This window comes from Stenotrophomonas sp. GbtcB23 (genome assembly GCF_019091045.1).
In the GTDB taxonomy this organism is placed as follows: Bacteria; Pseudomonadota; Gammaproteobacteria; order Xanthomonadales; family Xanthomonadaceae; genus Stenotrophomonas; species Stenotrophomonas rhizophila_A.
Window position 1 is genome coordinate 14,333 of the sequence record NZ_JAGXKC010000018.1, and the last position, 16,369, is coordinate 30,701.

General features: G+C 63.7%; 15 protein-coding genes. 4 read left to right on the forward strand and 11 right to left on the reverse strand.

Annotated features, from left to right (window positions below; all coding sequences use genetic code 11):
- Positions 1-26: 26 nt before the first annotated feature.
- Entirely contained in the window at positions 27-746 is a 720-nt protein-coding gene (locus KVS69_RS09400) for a hypothetical protein (protein ID WP_217537869.1), read from the forward strand.
- Positions 747-855: 109 nt separating this feature from the next.
- On the opposite strand, the gene KVS69_RS09405 is transcribed toward KVS69_RS09400, so the two are convergent.
- From KVS69_RS09405 to dnaA, 11 genes are all read right to left on the reverse strand, one after another.
- Positions 856-1,272: a biopolymer transporter ExbD gene (locus tag KVS69_RS09405; protein WP_068848037.1), complete on the reverse strand. Its 417-nt coding sequence runs from the start codon at positions 1,270-1,272 to the stop codon at positions 856-858.
- Between the two features lie 3 nt (positions 1,273-1,275).
- Complete coding sequence (locus KVS69_RS09410) at positions 1,276-1,701, reverse strand: biopolymer transporter ExbD (RefSeq protein ID WP_068848035.1); 426 nt, start codon at positions 1,699-1,701, stop codon at positions 1,276-1,278.
- Positions 1,702-1,758: 57 nt separating this feature from the next.
- Positions 1,759-2,520 carry a TonB-system energizer ExbB gene (gene exbB / locus KVS69_RS09415; RefSeq protein ID WP_068848033.1) on the reverse strand — a complete coding sequence of 254 codons (762 nt, stop codon included), beginning with the start codon at positions 2,518-2,520 and terminating at the stop codon, positions 1,759-1,761.
- 84 nt (positions 2,521-2,604) lie between these two features.
- The gene (locus KVS69_RS09420; protein ID WP_184126410.1) at positions 2,605-3,162 is read right to left on the reverse strand and encodes an energy transducer TonB; all 558 of its coding nucleotides are present in this window, start codon (positions 3,160-3,162) and stop codon (positions 2,605-2,607) included.
- A gap of 256 nt (positions 3,163-3,418) precedes the next feature.
- Positions 3,419-4,624 (reverse strand): tetratricopeptide repeat protein, encoded by a 1,206-nt coding sequence (locus KVS69_RS09425; protein WP_095362389.1) that lies wholly within the window; start codon positions 4,622-4,624, stop codon positions 3,419-3,421.
- Between the two features lie 132 nt (positions 4,625-4,756).
- On the reverse strand, positions 4,757-5,563 hold the full coding sequence (locus tag KVS69_RS09430) for a M48 family metallopeptidase (protein WP_093535447.1): 807 nt from the start codon (positions 5,561-5,563) through the stop codon (positions 4,757-4,759).
- 68 nt (positions 5,564-5,631) lie between these two features.
- Positions 5,632-6,471, reverse strand: coding sequence for a CPBP family intramembrane glutamic endopeptidase (locus tag KVS69_RS09435; RefSeq protein ID WP_093535449.1), 840 nt, complete (start codon positions 6,469-6,471; stop codon positions 5,632-5,634).
- 73 nt (positions 6,472-6,544) lie between these two features.
- On the reverse strand, positions 6,545-9,004 hold the full coding sequence (gene gyrB, locus KVS69_RS09440) for a DNA topoisomerase (ATP-hydrolyzing) subunit B (protein ID WP_093535451.1): 2,460 nt from the start codon (positions 9,002-9,004) through the stop codon (positions 6,545-6,547).
- A 110-nt stretch (positions 9,005-9,114) separates the two neighbouring features.
- Positions 9,115-10,212 carry a DNA replication/repair protein RecF gene (recF, locus tag KVS69_RS09445; protein WP_217537870.1) on the reverse strand — a complete coding sequence of 366 codons (1,098 nt, stop codon included), beginning with the start codon at positions 10,210-10,212 and terminating at the stop codon, positions 9,115-9,117.
- Between the two features lie 797 nt (positions 10,213-11,009).
- On the reverse strand, positions 11,010-12,110 hold the full coding sequence (gene dnaN, locus KVS69_RS09450) for a DNA polymerase III subunit beta (protein WP_068848019.1): 1,101 nt from the start codon (positions 12,108-12,110) through the stop codon (positions 11,010-11,012).
- 276 nt (positions 12,111-12,386) lie between these two features.
- Positions 12,387-13,721, reverse strand: a complete 1,335-nt coding sequence (dnaA, locus tag KVS69_RS09455) for a chromosomal replication initiator protein DnaA (protein WP_068848017.1) — start codon at positions 13,719-13,721, stop codon at positions 12,387-12,389.
- Between the two features lie 253 nt (positions 13,722-13,974).
- Here dnaA and rpmH point away from each other — a divergent pair, with 253 nt between their 5' ends.
- Genes rpmH through yidC form a run of 3 tightly spaced genes read left to right on the forward strand, consistent with a single transcriptional unit; the run spans position 13,975 to position 16,300 of the window.
- Positions 13,975-14,115, forward strand: coding sequence for a 50S ribosomal protein L34 (rpmH, locus tag KVS69_RS09460; RefSeq protein WP_006404565.1), 141 nt, complete (start codon positions 13,975-13,977; stop codon positions 14,113-14,115).
- A 5-nt stretch (positions 14,116-14,120) separates the two neighbouring features.
- Positions 14,121-14,609 carry a ribonuclease P protein component gene (gene rnpA / locus KVS69_RS09465; protein ID WP_083214014.1) on the forward strand — a complete coding sequence of 163 codons (489 nt, stop codon included), beginning with the start codon at positions 14,121-14,123 and terminating at the stop codon, positions 14,607-14,609.
- Positions 14,609-16,300: a membrane protein insertase YidC gene (gene yidC, locus KVS69_RS09470; protein WP_217537871.1), complete on the forward strand. Its 1,692-nt coding sequence runs from the start codon at positions 14,609-14,611 to the stop codon at positions 16,298-16,300. The genes rnpA and yidC overlap by 1 nt, the downstream gene beginning before the upstream one ends.
- Positions 16,301-16,369 lie beyond the last annotated feature (69 nt).

Consider the following 16,369-nt stretch of genomic DNA (forward strand, 5'->3'; position numbering starts at 1 on the left):
CACAACAGGGTGTCATGGAGCAAGGGATGGCGGTCAACTGGTCAGGCGGTCTAATCCGCTGGATGCCCCACAGGGACAGGCAGGGCAAGGCCTTCCCCTTGAATCACCTGCATCCCTTTCGTCTCAACTACGCCCTGCTTGCCGCTAAGGGGCACCCCGGCCGGGAGGTCGTCCTGTATGTCGGCTTTGGGCTTCATTGCTTCTCTGTGCAGCGTCGTGGAGCTGATGACGACATGATTTCCGACAATCGCGAGTGCCGCGCATTTGATGGTGTTCGATACACGTTGTCGAAGCGGCTTCCGGAGATCATTCGCCACGTGATCGAAGGGCGACAATCCTGCGAGCGCACCGCAGCGGACAACTATGTTGCCGTGCGGCTGGACAGCGGCGAACGCTATGGCGTCTTCTTCAATCTTAAACGGTGGAAGCGGCACGGCTCGAACAGTGTGCTGCTGCTGGTGCAATCCGCGTATCCGCTTGATCCGCGCAAGCCGCATCCCGGCAAGGGACGCTATTCCTTCAATCTTTTATTGGGAGAGATCCTGCGGGGACGCGCAAGGCAGGACGATGAACCCGATCCAAGACGATTCGCGGATGTACTGGAGGCGCCTCAAGAACGAAAGCCCCGGCCAGCGATGCTGGGCGAGGCTCCGTCAGTCCGATTCCCTTGGATATACCCGGGCCGGCCGGGACCTGGTGACCAGGTGGGATGCGCAATGGCTCGGCTATGTGTTGCTTGCGCGTAACCATGGTGGAACGGCCCCGGATTGATGTCAATGGCCGAACGCGCCAACAAAAAAAGCGCCCCTGTTTCCAGGGGCGCTTTCCAGTCGCGTCATGACTTGGTGTTGCGTCTTACTGCTGCTGCTGGAACCCGATCTTCTTCATCTGCGCGTTCTTCGCGGCGGCCAGAACCTTGGCCATCACGTCGTACTCGGAGTCCGGGCTGGCGTCGATGCGCAGCTCGGGCTGGTTGGTCGGGTCACGCTGCACTTCCTGTTCCATACGCTGCTGGAGCTCAGCCGTTGCAACCGGGCTGTTGTTCCAGAACACCTGGTTGCTGGCGTCGATCCGCAGCTCGATCGGCGGCGGCGGTTCCACCAGCTGCGGCGGTGGGTTGAGCACGCGCTGCGGCAGGTCCACGGCGATCGGGTACGTCATGATCGGCGCGGTAACGATGAAGATGATCAACAGCACCAGCATCACGTCCACGAGGGGCGTAACGTTGATGTCGGCCATTGGGCCCTTGCCACCACCAGAACTGAATGCCATGGCTTACTGCCCCTTCTCTTTGGTGGCCACGAAGCCAACGTCGAGCATGCCCTGCTCCTGCGCGACCTTCGTCATCTCGTTGATGACGCGCATCTTGGTGGTGCGGTCACCACGCAGATTGAGCGGGGGCTGGGGGGTCTGCTGGGCGGCGGTCGCCAGGCGCGACTCGAGAGTCTGCTTGTCGATCTCTTCGTCGTTCCAGTAAATCGAGCCGTCTTCCTTCACCGCCAGGGTGATGGGGCCCTTGCGATCAGCCGCATCTTCCGGCTTCTGCACCAGGTTGGCCTCAGGCAGGTCGACCTTGACCTTATGCGACATCAGGGGCGCCGTGATGATGAAGATGATCAGCAGCACCAGCATCACGTCCACGAGGGGCGTAACGTTGATGTCGGCCATGGGGCCGCCGCTGTTACCACTACTGAAAGCCATAACGGGCTCCGTCTAGATCGTGTTGACTACGTTCTCGCTGGGTACAGCGCGTCGCAATTAGCGGACGCGCGAACCGGTGGCGAAGAAGTCGTGCAGGTCGTGAGCGAACGTATCGAACTTGCTGATCGTGGCGCTGTTGATCTTGCTGAAGAAGTTGAAGGCGAACACGGCCGGGATTGCCACGAACAGACCGATGGCGGTCATGATCAGGGCTTCACCCACCGGGCCGGCAACGGCGTCGATGGAGGCCGAACCGGTTGCACCGATCTTGATCAGCGCGCCGTAGATGCCCCACACGGTGCCGAGCAGACCGACGAACGGAGCGGTTGCACCGACGGTGGCCAGCAGGGTCATGCCCGACTGCAGGTTGTTGCTTTCGCGGGTCACGGCCTGACGCAGGGCGCGGTCGACGAACTCCGAACGGCTCAGGTTTTCACCCAGGCCACCGGTGGCGCCACCTTCGGCACGCTGGTGGTGGGCAGCAGCCTGGGCTGCGTCCAGGGCGATCTTGGAGAACGGCTCCGAAGCCGGCTGTTCTTCCATGGCGCGGATGGCGTCCTGTGCGTTCGGGGTATCCCAGAACAGGCTCACGACCTTGTCAGCAGCGCTCTTCAGGCGGGTAGCACGGAAGATGTTGATGACGGTCCAGTACCAGGACATGGCCGACATGATAACCAGGGTCAGAAGCACGACCCAGGAGACGGCGAAGTCGCCCGGCTTGGAGGTCATTTCGTGGATCAGATGCTCGAAGCCCATCTGCGAGAGGGCATTCGACGGGTTGCCCCCGGCAGCAGCGGCGATGAAGAGTTCCTGCAGCATGACGCTTACCTTTGTTGTGTGTGGTGATGAATGTTGTAGCTAGGTTCAAGTGACAGGAGGGTGGCCGGCAGGCCACCCGGCCCATCAATTCAGCGCAAAGTTGACCGGGACGCGGACGCGACCTGCAGCTTTCTTCCCGCCCGATTCGGCTGCGTTGAAGCGCCATTTACGGGCGGCTTCCATCGCTGCACGGTCCAGATCGCGGTTACGGCTGGACTTTTCGACCGACACATTGGTGACGTTGCCGTTGGCATCGACATCAATGATCAGGATCACTTCACCCTGGATACCTGCGCGGAACGCGGCCGGCGGGTAACGCGGGGGATTCATGGCCTTGGACGAGATATCGACGCTGGCCTCGATGGAACTCGGCGGCTGCGGCGGGCTCGGCGGACTCGGCGGCGTGACGATGTCGTTCGGACGCGGTTCCGGCACGTCGATCACCGGCGCCTGCGGCGGCGGCGGCACCGGCGAGGGCTTGGGCGGCGACAGGTTCTTGACCGGCGGCGGCGGCGTTTCAGTCGGCGGCGGCGGCGGCGGCGGCGGTGGGGGCGGCGGCGGAGCGTCGACCAGGGTCACCATGATGTTGCGTTCCTTCTCCGTCACGGCCTTGGGGGCCACGGCGGGGATGAGGAGCAGCATCAGGGCGGCGAGATGCAATGCGATTACAAAGGCGATACCCACGATGCGCGGCCAGCTGAGGCCGGTGTCATCGCGTTGTTCGTACCTGTGAACGACTAGTTGTTCCGTCATGCGCCAAGAGCTCATTAGTGGGGCCGGGTACCTGGGGACAGATAGCCCATGATCAGCGGTGCATGACACCGCAGGAACCTCCAAGCTTATACCAATCCTGAGCGCCTGCGCATCACTCACGCAGGCGTTCAGGCGTTATTCCTACTTACTTCAGGTTGATGATTTTCTTGGCATCCGCCTGGTTCTTCACACCCTTCGCCAGCGCCTGCTGGGCGGCCGTCTTGGCCTCCGGAATGCGACCTTCCGAATGCAAGACACGTGCCAGGTTCAAGTAGGTTTCACCGTCCTTGGAAAGCGGGGCGGCCTTCTGCCACGCTTCGATCGCCTTTTCGACCTGCGGCGGTTCCGAGTAGTAGTACGCCTGGGCCTGGGCCAGGTAGACCTGGTAATCCGGCTTCAGGATGCCCTTCTGCAGGCCGTCGTTGATCACGGCAATGACCTCGGCTTCCTTCTTGTCCGAGTTGGCGTAGATCGAGTACGCCTGCTTGTACTCGCGCTCCTCGGTCAGCTGGCCGCCCTTGAAGAGCTTGTCCATGACCGCGCCAGCCTTGTCCATCTGGTCGGCCTGCAGGTACATGCTGGCCAGGTTCATCTGGGCCTTCTTGTCGGCCGGGTTCTTGGCGGCAAGGGCTTCAGCCTGCTTCACTGCTTCACCGGTCTGGCCGGACTCGGACAGGGCGGCCATCAGCAGCTGGTTCCAGTTGTCCTTCGGCTCGGTGGCGCCGGCGATGGCCTGCTGGATCACCGGCACCGCTTCCTGATAGCGCTCGAGCTGGTACAGGGCCTGGCCCTTGATGATCAGCTCTTCCGGCTTGGTCGACTTGGTTTCAGCGAAGTACTTGTCCAGGGTGGCCAGGCCTTCGGCAAGCTGGTCGTCCTGGATCTGCAGCTGGCCCAGCATCAGCATCGACTGGAAGTGGCCGTTGTTGTCCAGGCCATTGAATTCCAGCACCTGCAGCAGGTACTTCTTGGCAGCGGCGTTGTCGTCGGTGTTGTAGGCAGCCTGCGAGGCGAGCTGCGCGGCCAGCGACTTGTCATACGCATTGGCGGCGCTGTTGCCCAGGATTTCATTGGCCGCAGCCAGCGTCTCCGGGAACTTCTGATCGTTGTAGCTGTCGATCATCTTCTGCAGCTGCTTGCCCAGCTTCGGCGATGCCTTGATGTCCGGCTCGGCGCGGGTGGCCTGCGGGTACAGCGCTTCAGCCTTGGCCTGGTCCTTCTTGCCACCACGGCGATCGGCGCTGCGATCAGTGGTGCGGGTCTGGGCGACGGCGTCAGTGACCACAACGCCACCAATGGCGGTCGCGATGAGGACGGAAAGCACGGCTTGCTTGTGGTTGCGGAAAATCATCTTTCACCTCGATCGAACCGCCGCGGCGGCATCAAAACGGACTGTCAGAAAAATCTGAGCCGCCAAACGTATCAGAAACCGATGGCGTGAGAAATCGTTTCCGATGCTGCAATACAGCATCCTTTAGTCGAATCACCCGCACTTCGGGCGCCGTCCAGCAGCCTGGGCCTGCTGGAAAACACCGGTCAGGGCGGGGGCATCGCGTTGCAGCTCCCGGATCCGGTTGGCCGGGTCCGGGTGGGTGGACAGCCATTGCGGGGAACGCCCGCCGCTGGCGGCCATCATGTTCTGCCACAGGTTGACCGCCTGGGCCGGGTCGAACCCTGCCTCGGCCATCAGCCGCTGGCCGACCACGTCGGCTTCGCTTTCCTGGGTGCGCGACCCGGGCAGCAGGAAGGCGGCCTGTGCGCCGGCACCGCCGAGCTGGTTGACCGTGCTGGCCGCGCCGTCGCCGTATGCCGCGCCGGCCAGCGCACCAAGCACGGCCAGGCCGGTCTGCGCGCCCATCTGGCGGGTCAGGCGCTCTTCGTGGTGGCGCGAGATGACATGACCGATCTCATGCCCGATCACGGCGGCAAGCTGATCCTGGTTCTTGGCCACGGTGAAGATGCCGGTGTTTACGCCGACCTTGCCGCCGGGCAAGGCGAAGGCGTTCGGCTCTGCATCGACGAACACCGCGGTCTCCCACCGTACGCCACGGTACTGAGGCGGCAGCTGCGCGACCAGTGCATTGACCACGCACTGCACGTAGCCGTTCTGGCGGCCGTCGCTGCTGATCTTCTGCTTCTGTTTGGTTTCGGCGAAGGCCTGCGCGCCAAGCTGGTCCAGCTCGGCCTGCGATACGCCGCCCACCATCTGCTTGCGCCCGGTGGGCGAGGTGGTGGTAGCGCAGGCGCTGAGCGCCAGGGTGATGACAAGTCCGAGCAGCAAGGGTTTCAAGGCGGGGACTCCCGTGTTCATGTCTGCAGTGTGGCGGGCCGAATGTAAGGTTTTGTCAAACCGTCGGGTCAGTGCAAGCCCAGAAACACCAGCGCGGCCAGGGCGATGGCGTTGTTCAACGCATGCGCCACGATCGGGGCCCACAAGGTGCCGGTGCGCTGGTACAGCCACGCGAACGCGGCGCCCATGCCGCCGTACACCAGCCACAGTTGGGCGATTTCCCACGGGCCGTTGGCGCTGGTGCCGGGCACTTCGTGGACCAGCGCGAACGCCAGGCTGCTGAGCAGCATGCCCAACCATGGGCGACCGGCTTGCCACAGGCGGCCGAACAGCACGCGGCGGAACAGCAGTTCTTCGTAGGCCGGGGCCAGCACGATCGCGAACAGGGCCAGGAACCACGGGAAACGGGCCAGCGCCTGTTCCATCAGGGCCAGGTTGGTGGGTACCGGTTCAATGCCCGCCTGCCGGGCCAGCCAGGCGATGCCGTTGCTGCCGATGATCACGCCCACCGCAACCAACGCGGTCCAGCCCCAGGTGGACGGCCGGCGGGCCGCCTCGAACGAGGCGCGGCGCTCGGTGGCGTCGGCACGGCGCCTGAGGAAGTACAGGAAAATCGCAGCGCCGCCGGTGGCGAACACGGCCATCAGGATCTGCGCGAGCGCGCCAGGTTGGCCCACCTGCTGGGCCAGCGCATCGGCCGCTTGCGCGCCGGTGTCGCGGACCACGATCACGGCGCGGTAGAGGCCCCATAGCAGGCCGCTGGCCATGCTCAAGGCGAGCAGCGAGAGCGTGGCGATACCGAGATCGATCAGGAATCCCGCGATCGGGGAGCCTGGTTTCCGTTGGGGCGCCTTGGGCAGGGCGGGCGGCAGCGGAGGCGTGGTGGACGCCGGGGCGGTAGCGGACATCGGGTTCCTGGCAGCAATAGGCGGTGGCCAGGCCGGTTGCAGGTCGCAACCGGCCGGCCCTGAGCCGATTGTGTCAGATATCCAGGTTGGCGACCCGCAGCGCGTTGTCTTCGATGAAATCGCGGCGCGGTTCCACCACGTCACCCATCAGGGTGCTGAAGATCTGGTCGGCCGCCACGGCGTCCTCGATGCGCACCTGCAGCAGCCGGCGCGTATCGGGGTTCACGGTGGTGTCCCACAGCTGTTCGGGATTCATTTCGCCCAGGCCCTTGAAGCGCTGGATCTGGCGACCCTTCTTGGCTTCGTCCAGCAGCCAGTTGCGGGCATCGGCGAAACCACCGATCTCCGACGACTTGGCACCGCGGACGATCTTGGCACCTTCACGTACCAGCCCGTGCAGCAGCAGCGAGGACTGGTGCAGGGCACGCAGTTCACCGGTTTCGAAGGCCGACAGCGGCAGCACCTGGATCAGCTGTTCGCCCATGTGGCGACGGGTGACCAGCAGCGCAGCCGGACGCTCTTCGGTGGGTTCCTGCAATTCCAGGCTGAAGCGCGGCGAGCCCAGGCTGCCCTGGTTGAGGCGCTTGGCCAGTGCGGCCAGGCCTTCGTCGGCGCCTGCCTTGCGCAGGTGCTCCAGGTCCATCGGAGTGAAATCGACCAGGGCTTCAAGCACCTGGCGGTCGTAGCGATGGGCATTGCGGCCGATCGCTTCCTGCGCCGAGGCGTAGGCCAGCAGCAGCTTTTCCAGGGCGACGCCTTCGATGGCCGGCTCGTTCTCGGCCGGAATCAGCGAGGCGTTTTCGACCGCGTTGCTGGCCAGGTAGGCGTCCAGCGCGGGGTCGTCCTTCAGGTACAGCTCCTGCTTGCCCTGCTTGATCTTGTACAGCGGCGGCAGGCCGATGTAGACGTGGCCACGCTCGATCAGCTCCGGCATCTGCCGGTAGAAGAAGGTGAGCAGCAGGGTGCGGATGTGCGCGCCGTCGACGTCGGCGTCGGTCATGATGATGATGCGGTGGTAGCGCAGCTTGTCCGGGTTGTACTCGTCGCGGCCGATGCCGGTGCCCAGCGCGGTGATCAGCGTACCGACCTGGTCGGAGGCCAGCATGCGGTCGAAACGGGCACGTTCCACGTTGAGGATCTTGCCGCGCAACGGCAGCACGGCCTGGTTCTTGCGATTGCGGCCCTGCTTGGCCGAACCACCTGCGGAGTCACCCTCGACGATGAACAGTTCGGACAGCGCCGGGTCTTTCTCCTGACAGTCGGCCAGCTTCCCGGGCAGGCCGGCGATGTCCAACGCGCCCTTGCGGCGGGTCAGGTCACGCGCCTTGCGCGCGGCTTCGCGGGCGCGGGCGGCATCGACGATCTTGCCGGCGATGGCCTTGGCTTCGTTCGGGTTTTCCTGCAGGAACTCTTCCAGGCGCTGGCCGAACGCGCTTTCCACGGCCGGGCGCACGTCCGAGCTGACCAGCTTTTCCTTGGTCTGGCTGGAGAAGCTGGGGTCGGGCACCTTCACCGAGAGCACGGCGATCATGCCTTCGCGCATGTCGTCGCCGGTCAGGTTGATCTTGGCCTGCTTGGCAATGCCGTTCTGCTCGATGTAGTTGTTGAGCACACGGGTCAGCGCGCCGCGGAAGCCGGCAAGGTGGGTACCGCCGTCCTTCTGCGGGATGTTGTTGGTGAAGCAGTACATCGTTTCCTGGTAGGAATCGGTCCACTGCAGCGCCACGTCGACGGTGATGCCGTTGGATTCGCCGGTGACCGAGATCACGTTCGGGTGCAGCGGGGTCTTCAACTGCGCCAGATGCTCCACGAAGCTGCGGATGCCGCCTTCGTAGTGGAAGTCGTCACGGCGGCCATCGCCACGCTCATCGACCAGGACGATCTTGACCCCGGAGTTCAGGAACGAGAGTTCGCGCAGGCGGCGCGCCAGGATCTCGTAGTGGAACTCGACGTTGTCGTGGAACGCGACCACCGACGGCCAGAAGCGCAGGGTGGTACCGCGCTTGGTGCTGGCTTCGACCTGGTCCAGCGGACTTACCGCCGCGCCATCGGCGTACTCCTGGTGGAAGTGGAAGCCGCTCTGGAAGATATCCAGGGTGAGCTTCTGCGACAGCGCGTTGACCACGCTGACGCCGACGCCGTGCAGGCCGCCGGAAACCTTGTAGCTGTTGTCGTCGAACTTGCCGCCCGCGTGCAGCACGGTCATGACCACTTCGGCAGCGGAGACGTCGCGGCCGAGCTTCTGGCTCATCTGTCCGTGCTTGCCGGTGGGAATGCCACGGCCGTTGTCGGACACGGAGACCGAGCCGTCGGCGTGGATCGTCACCGCCACGTGGTCGGCGTGGCCTGCCAGCGCTTCGTCGATGGAGTTGTCGACGACTTCGAACACCATGTGGTGCAGACCGGTGCCGTCATGGACGTCGCCGATGTACATGCCGGGCCGCTTGCGGACCGCCTCCAGGCCTTCCAGGGCGGTAATGCTGTTGGCGTCGTAATTGCCGGTAGGTGCCGGAGTGTTCTGTTCTTCAGTCATTGCGCTTGCCATAGGCTCCGCAGTTCGGGCCGCCGCGGGAAGCGGGGCGCCGATGGATAAGGGGTTGCAACAGCAATTATACCAGCCGGGCGCTTCGGCCCCTGCCGGCACTATGGCACAAGCTGGACGTGGCCATGTTCCACGTGGAACCGGGTGATATCGGTGTGGTCCTGCAGCGCGGCGGGCGTCTCGGTGGCGGTGATGAATATCTGCGCCGGGCCTGCGCGCAGACGATCCAGTACCCGGGCTTGATGGGTCCGATCCAGCTCGGACGCGAGGTCATCCAGCGCGATTACCGGCCATTCGCCGCGCTGTTCGGCGTAATCCTCCGCCTGGGCCAACAGGCAAGTGAGGGCGGTGAGCTTGGCTTGGCCACGCGAGAGCGCGTCGCGGCCGGGAATGCTGGCAAACCCCACGCTCCAGTCGGCCCGGTGCGGGCCCACGGAGGTGTAGCCCGCCAACCGGTCACGTTCCCGGGCCAACAGGAGGGCGTCGGACAGGGAAAGCTCGTGTTTGCGCCAGCCAGGGCTCAGGGAGAGTGACTGGATGCCCAAGTTCGGGGCCAGATCCTGCGCCAGGCCAATGGTTCGGTACTGCAGGCGGTCCAGGTAGTGCTGGCGCCGGGTGGTGAGCGGTTCGCCGGCTTCCGCCAACTCGCGGTCCCATGCATCCAGTGCATTCGGGTGCCCGCCTTGCTTGAGAAGGGCATTGCGCTGCTTCAGTGCCCGCGAGTACCGCCTCCAGAGGGCGAGGAAGTCTGGTTCCACGTGGAACAAACCCCAATCCAGGAACCGGCGACGCGGCTCGCCGCCACCGCTGACCAGCGCGTGACTGCCCGGCTCAAACGTGACCACGGCCAAGGCCGCGCAAAGGTTTCCCAGCTGCGCAACGTCTTCGCCATCCAGCCGGCCCTTCCATTCCTGCCCGCTGTGGCGCAGCCCGGCCTTGCGGCGCGTTGCCGATTCCGCCCCGGAACGCTGTTCGTCCCATTCAACGAAGACATCCAGCGCGTCCTGGCCCTGGCGCACCAGCCCATCCCGCACCCGACCGCGGAAACTGCGCCCGTAGGCCATCACGTGCAGCGCTTCCAGCACGCTGGTCTTGCCTGCGCCATTGTCGCCAGTGATCAGGTTGATGCCCGGTTGCGGGGCCAGTTCCACGCTGTCGAAGCGGCGGATCTGGTGCAGGGACAGACGACGGATGTGCATGCGATCGGATCTGCGCCGCAGATGCGGCAAGAGAGGCTGGGGGAATCGATCAGCTTACTGCATCGGGGTGGATTCGCCGCACGTTCGAGACGCCGTGAATTCTTTGAAATCTGAGAGAGCGTCAAGGGTGAAGCCGTGCAGATTTCAAGAAATTGGCGCGCTGTCGGGATGGGGCGCCCGAGGGCCCAATGCGATTACCCGCTCGATTCTTTGAAATCTGAAACGCGGGGCAGGGTAGGCGTTCTCAGATCTCGCGAGATTGATGTCTTCCATTTCTGGCTATCCACAGGGGGTCTGTATGACTTATGCACAATCTCTGCGCAATCTGTGGATAAAAAAGGCACCTTGGGTACCTCTGAAAGATATCCACAGGTTGAACCCCAGGCTCAGACCCTCTTTTACCGGGGGTTTCAGTACCGCATTTCCCTTTAAATTCAAGCAGATAAGGTACTTTTCAACCAAATCTGGCTCTACCACCACCACCTAGCTTTAGATTTATATACAGTTTTTAAAAGCTTAGAGCTGGGAATCAGGGGGCAAACCCACACGTTGTGGGAATCTGTTGAACCATGACCTGCTTGGCCGATCTTGTCGTGAGATTCGAGCGTCCCCTGCCGCGAGAAGGCTCGGTTGTACAAGCACAGCGGCAAGAAGCAAGAGCACAAGCAGCAACGCGCGGCGTGGCTCTTCTCATGCTGCTTGCCTGATGATCCACGTGGAACGTCTGGGAAAAAAGAAACCCGGCGCTTGGCCGGGCTTCCTGGTTACCGCGGTTCCACGTGGAACCAAGCATCCGGTCAGAGACGCAGCGGCATCACCACGTGGCGCGACTTCTCGCTGCTGGCTTCGCGAACCAAGGCCGAGGAGTTGGAGTCGCGCAGCTGGATGACCACGTGCTCGTCGCGCAGTGCGGACAGGGCATCCAGCAGGTAGTTCACGTTGAAGCCAATGGCCAGATCGCTCACGGTGGTATCCGCTTCGATCTCTTCCTGGGCTTCTTCCTGCTCCGGGTTGTGCGCGCTGATCTTCAGGTTGCCCGGCGAGACTTCCACGCGGATGCCGCGGTACTTCTCGTTGGACAGAATCGCGGCACGCTGCAAGGAGGCACGCAGGGCTTCGCGATCCACCTTCACTTCACGGTCGGCGCCGATCGGAATCACGGCCTCGTAATCCGGGAAGCGGCCATCGATCAACTTGGAGGTGAAGGTCACATCGTCGCGCTTGACGCGCACGTGGCTGCGGCCGACTTCCAGCTCGATCTCACGATCCCCGCTTTCCAGCAGGCGCTGCAGTTCGGTCACGCCCTTGCGCGGCACGATGATCTGACGCTTGGCGCCACTGGCCTTTTCCAGGTCGGTTTCGCACAGCGCCAGGCGGTGGCCGTCGGTGGCAACGGTGCGCAGCGCATCGCCGCGCAGGTCAAACAGGAGGCCGTTGAGGTAGTAGCGCACGTCCTGCTGGGCCATCGCGAACGCGGTGCGTTCGATCAGCTCCTTCAGGGTGGCTTCGCCGATCGCCACGCGCTCGGTGGCTTCCACTTCGTCCACCGACGGGAAGTCGTTGGCCGGCAGCGTTGCCAGGGTGAAGCGGCTGCGGCCGGCCTGCACGGTGATCTTGTCACCGGTCTGCGAGACGGTGATCCGGCTGCCGTCGGGCAGGGCGCGGATGATCTCGAACAGTTTGCGTGCCGGGATGGTGGTCTCGCCGTCCTGGGCATCATCCACCGCGATCCGCGACACCATCTCCACTTCCAGGTCGGTACCGGTCAGCGACAGCTGCCCGTTCTGGACCTGGACCAGGAAATTAGCCAGAACCGGCAAGGTCTGGCGGCGTTCGACCACGTTGACGACTTGTGCCAACGGCTTGAGAAAGGCTTCGCGCTGCAGTGTGAAACGCATGTGGTTCCGTGCCCCTATGCTTTAAAAAGATGTGGAATAAATCAAAAGCTTGGTGGTGATGGTAGAGCCAGAATTGCGGGAAAACACATCTAAGTATTTGTAAATAAAGGCTTTTATGGCCTCGAAACCCTCTGCACTACTACCCCCCAAGGGGTGGGGAAGCCTGTGGATAAAAATCCCGCCAACTCAAACCGGTTTTTTATCCACAGCCTGTCCCTCGCTTACACCCGGATTTTGCACCGTTTTATGCGATGACGCCTATGCGGCGTACATGCATCATTCGCTCAACTTCCGGATCAGCTTGTCCCAGTCTTCCCGCAACTTGCCGTCGGTCTCCATCAACGTCCGGATCTGCCGGCACGCATGCAGCACCGTGGTGTGGTCGCGACCGGCAAAGGCATCGCCGATTTCCGGCAGGCTGTGCTCGGTCAGCTCCTTGGTCAGGGCCATGGCGACCTGTCGCGGACGGGCCAGTGAGCGGGTCCGGCGCTTGGACAACAGATCCTTGATCTGCAGCCCGTAGTAGTCGGCCACGGTTTTCTGGATGTTGGGAATGCTGATGGCCTGCTGCTGGGCACGCAGCAGGTCGCGCAGGGTTTCCTGGGCGAAGTCGGTGGTGATCGCGCGGCCGGTGAAGTTGGCACGGGCGGTCAGGGTATTGAGCGCACCTTCGAGGTCGCGGACATTGGAGCGCATCTTCTTGGCAATCAGAAACGCCACATCGTCGGGAATCTCAGCACCGCGTTCGCGGGCCTTGGCCAGCACGATCGCGGCGCGCGTTTCGAAGTCCGGCGGCTCGATGGCCACCGACAGGCCCCAGGCAAGTCGCGACTTCAGGCGCGCTTCCAACCCTTCGACTTCGCGCGGGTACCGGTCGCAGGTGAGGATGATCTGCTGCTTGCCGTCGAACAGGGCGTTGAACGTGTGGAAGAACTCTTCCTGGGTTCGGTCCTTGCCGGCGAAGAACTGGATGTCATCGATCAGCAGCGCGTCCACCTGCTGGAACTGGCGCTTGAACTGATCCATGGTTTTTTCCTGCAACGCACGGATCATGGCGCTGAAGAACTGTTCCGAGCGCAGGTACAGCACCTTGGCGGCCGGATTGGCCTGGCGCATGGCGTTGCCGGCGGCGAACATCAGGTGGGTCTTGCCCAGGCCGGTGCCGCCGTACAGCAGCAGCGGGTTGTGCGCCCGGTCGCCCGGTTTCTGGGCGGCCTGGAACGCTGCGGCCAGGCCCAGCTGGTTGCTGCGGCCTTCCACGAAGTTGGTGAAGGTGTAGTGCGAATCCAGGTTGCCGGCGAACGGCACCAGCGGCTCAACCGGCGCAGCGGGCGCGGAATGGCCCGGAATCGGCGCGATCTGCGCCTCCACGGCCCGCGGACGCGAGCCGATTTCAAGAAAAACGTCGCCAAAACCGGCGAAGTGCGCCAGCAGTTCCTTGATCCGCGCCAGGTACAGCTCGCGCACCTGGTCGACGATGAAGGCGTTTGGCGCATAAAGCACCAGGCTGTCCGCGCGCAGATCGGCCTGCAGCGGCTTCAACCAGGTGTGAACATCTTCGGGCGGGAACTCCGCCTCAAGGCGTTCGAGACAACGGGACCAGGCATCCATCGGCAATAATCGTCTGGGGCCGGCGGTTGGGGCGCAGAAAGCCGCCGTGCCGCAGGCCGGAAGGGGAAAGAATGGATGGCGCAGCCTACCACCGACGCGGGGTGCCGGGAATGGTTGTCCCGAAGTTATTCACAAAATGATCCACAGCTATTGCACAGGCCGGTGAAATCCCGTAGTGACATGGGCTTGACGCGCCCCGGGGTAGGTCTATAGAATTTCCGGTTCTTTCCGTCCCCTTCATATAGAGGCCCGCATGGCCACCAAGCGCACTTTCCAACCCAGCAACCTCAAGCGTAAGCGCGACCATGGCTTCCGTGCCCGTATGAAGACCGCTGACGGCCGCAAGATCCTGTCGCGTCGCCGCGCCAAGGGCCGTAAAGTCCTGAGCGCTTGATTGCAATGCCGCTTCCCGCGGCAGACGCAATCCTGACTGTGAGCAGTTCCGACCCGCGCAAGCGATTTCCTCGCTCTGCGCGGGTTCGTACGCGTGCCGAATATACAACGGTCTTCAACGGCGCCCGCCGTGTGTCCGAACCGCTGATGACCCTGCACTGGCTGAAGAGCGACACGCCGGCCAGGCTGGGCCTTGCCGTTTCGCGCAAAGTCGATCCCCGAGCCGTGGGTCGCAACCGTATCAAGCGAGTGCTGCGCGACGCCACCCGCCACCTACGGCCGTGGATGACGTCCGGCGATTACGTCGTGGTTGCCCGCAGTTCCGCCCGTACCGCAAGTAATTCCGAGATCCGCCAGGCCTTCGAGCGCCTGCTGCGCCGGCTGGGCGCATTGCCCATGCCGGGCGCGGACGGCACAATGCCGCCGCCCGGGGTTGCACCCCTTTCCCAGTCCGAGCCGGCACCTGCTGCCGGCCCCGTCGAGCCTGCACGCTGATGAACCAGACCCGCGTTTTCCTGATTGTTGCCTGGCTGATGGTGGCCATCCTGCTGTGGATGCAGTGGGGTAGCGACAAGGCCCAGCCGGCGCCCACCGCGCCGGTGGCCGCCCAGACCCAGGCACCAGTGCCGGGTGCAACGGGCGCCGTGCCCGCGGCCAACGTGCCGCAGGCCCCGGGCAGCGCCCCGGCCACCCAGCCGACCGCGCAGGCCCAGGCCGGCGCGCCGCGCGTGACCGTGACCACCGACGTGCTGCGACTGGTGCTCGACGGCGGCTCCGTGCTGGATGCGGAGCTGCTGCAGTTCCCGCAGACCAAGGACGACGGCAGCCCGCCGGTGCGCCTGCTGACCGAAGACCCGGCCCATCCGTACCGCGCGGTGACCGGCTGGACCAGCCAGGACAAGAGCATGCCGGTGCCGGAAGCCAACGGCTTCAAGCTGGTGGGCGATGCCAAGGACTTCGTGCTGGCCAAGGGGCAGAACGAACTGCAGATCCCGTTCGTGTGGAATGGTCCGAATGGCGTGAGCATCCGCCGCACCTTCACCGTCAACCGCAATGAATACGCGGTCAAGGTCAAGGACGAAGTGATCAACGCCGGCACCGCCCCGTGGAGCGGCTACGTGTACCGCACCCTGGACCGCACGCCGACGATCCTGTCGCGCAGCATGACCAACCCGGACTCGTTCAGCTTCAACGGTGCCACTTGGTTCGACAAGGACGGAAAGTACCAGCGCCGGGCTTTCAAGGATTACCTGGACGATGGCCCGCTGAACCAGCAGGTCACCGGTGGCTGGGTGGCGATGCTGCAGCACCACTTCTTCACCGCGTGGGTGCCGCAGAAGGACCAGGCCGCGAACTACTCGCTGTCCCAGCATGATGGCCGCGACCAGATCCAGGCCACCGGCCCGGCGTTCACCGTGGCCCCGGGCCAGCAGGTGAGCAGCGAGGCACGCCTGTGGGTGGGCCCGAAGCTGGTCAACCAGATCGCCAAGGAAGATGTGCCGGGCCTGGATCGCGTTGTCGATTACAGCCGCTTCTCGATCATGGCCGTGATCGGCCAGGGCCTGTTCTGGGTGTTGAACCAGGTCCACAAGGTCGTCAACAACTGGGGCTGGGCCATCGTGGGCCTGGTGGTGCTGCTGAAGCTGGTGCTGTACCCGCTGTCGGCGGTGCAGTACAAGAGCGGCGCCAAGATGCGTCGCTTCCAGCCGCGCATCGCGCAGCTCAAGGAACGCTATGGCGATGACCGCCAGAAGTTCCAGACCGCGATGATGGAGCTGTACAAGAAAGAGAAGATCAATCCGATGGGCGGCTGCCTGCCGATCCTCATCCAGATGCCGATCTTCTTCGCCCTGTACTGGGTGCTGGTGGAATCGGTGGAACTGCGCCAGGCGCCGTGGCTGGGCTGGATCCAGGACCTGACCGCACGCGACCCGTACTTCATCCTGCCGGTGATCAACGTGGCGGTGATGTGGGCCACCCAGAAGCTGACCCCGGCACCGGGCATGGACCCGATGCAGGCCAAGATGATGCAGATGATGCCGCTGATCTTCGGCGTCATGATGGCCTTCATGCCGTCCGGCCTGGTCCTGTACTGGGTGGTCAACGGCGGCCTGGGCCTGCTGCAGCAGTGGTGGATGACCAAGCGCCACGGCGGCGACCCGGTCCCGGCCACCGCCAAAAAATAATCGGTAGCAGACGACCGTTGGTCGTCTGGCTTTCAAAAGAGAAAACCCGCCCTCCGGCGGGTTTTTCTT

What these genes read in the sequence shown, in the direction of transcription:
- KVS69_RS09400 (WP_217537869.1), top strand. Translation starts at nt 27, where the DNA reads ATGGCGGTCAACTGGTCAGGCGGTCTAATCCGCTGGATGCCCCACAGG.
- KVS69_RS09405 (WP_068848037.1), bottom strand. Translation starts at nt 1,272, where the DNA reads ATGGCATTCAGTTCTGGTGGTGGCAAGGGCCCAATGGCCGACATCAAC.
- KVS69_RS09410 (WP_068848035.1), bottom strand. Translation starts at nt 1,701, where the DNA reads ATGGCTTTCAGTAGTGGTAACAGCGGCGGCCCCATGGCCGACATCAAC.
- exbB (WP_068848033.1), bottom strand. Translation starts at nt 2,520, where the DNA reads ATGCTGCAGGAACTCTTCATCGCCGCTGCTGCCGGGGGCAACCCGTCG.
- KVS69_RS09420 (WP_184126410.1), bottom strand. Translation starts at nt 3,162, where the DNA reads ATGCTGCTCCTCATCCCCGCCGTGGCCCCCAAGGCCGTGACGGAGAAG.
- KVS69_RS09425 (WP_095362389.1), bottom strand. Translation starts at nt 4,624, where the DNA reads ATGATTTTCCGCAACCACAAGCAAGCCGTGCTTTCCGTCCTCATCGCG.
- KVS69_RS09435 (WP_093535449.1), bottom strand. Translation starts at nt 6,471, where the DNA reads ATGTCCGCTACCGCCCCGGCGTCCACCACGCCTCCGCTGCCGCCCGCC.
- gyrB (WP_093535451.1), bottom strand. Translation starts at nt 9,004, where the DNA reads ATGACTGAAGAACAGAACACTCCGGCACCTACCGGCAATTACGACGCC.
- recF (WP_217537870.1), bottom strand. Translation starts at nt 10,212, where the DNA reads ATGCACATCCGTCGTCTGTCCCTGCACCAGATCCGCCGCTTCGACAGC.
- dnaN (WP_068848019.1), bottom strand. Translation starts at nt 12,110, where the DNA reads ATGCGTTTCACACTGCAGCGCGAAGCCTTTCTCAAGCCGTTGGCACAA.
- dnaA (WP_068848017.1), bottom strand. Translation starts at nt 13,721, where the DNA reads ATGGATGCCTGGTCCCGTTGTCTCGAACGCCTTGAGGCGGAGTTCCCG.
- rpmH (WP_006404565.1), top strand. Translation starts at nt 13,975, where the DNA reads ATGGCCACCAAGCGCACTTTCCAACCCAGCAACCTCAAGCGTAAGCGC.
- rnpA (WP_083214014.1), top strand. Translation starts at nt 14,121, where the DNA reads ATGCCGCTTCCCGCGGCAGACGCAATCCTGACTGTGAGCAGTTCCGAC.
- yidC (WP_217537871.1), top strand. Translation starts at nt 14,609, where the DNA reads ATGAACCAGACCCGCGTTTTCCTGATTGTTGCCTGGCTGATGGTGGCC.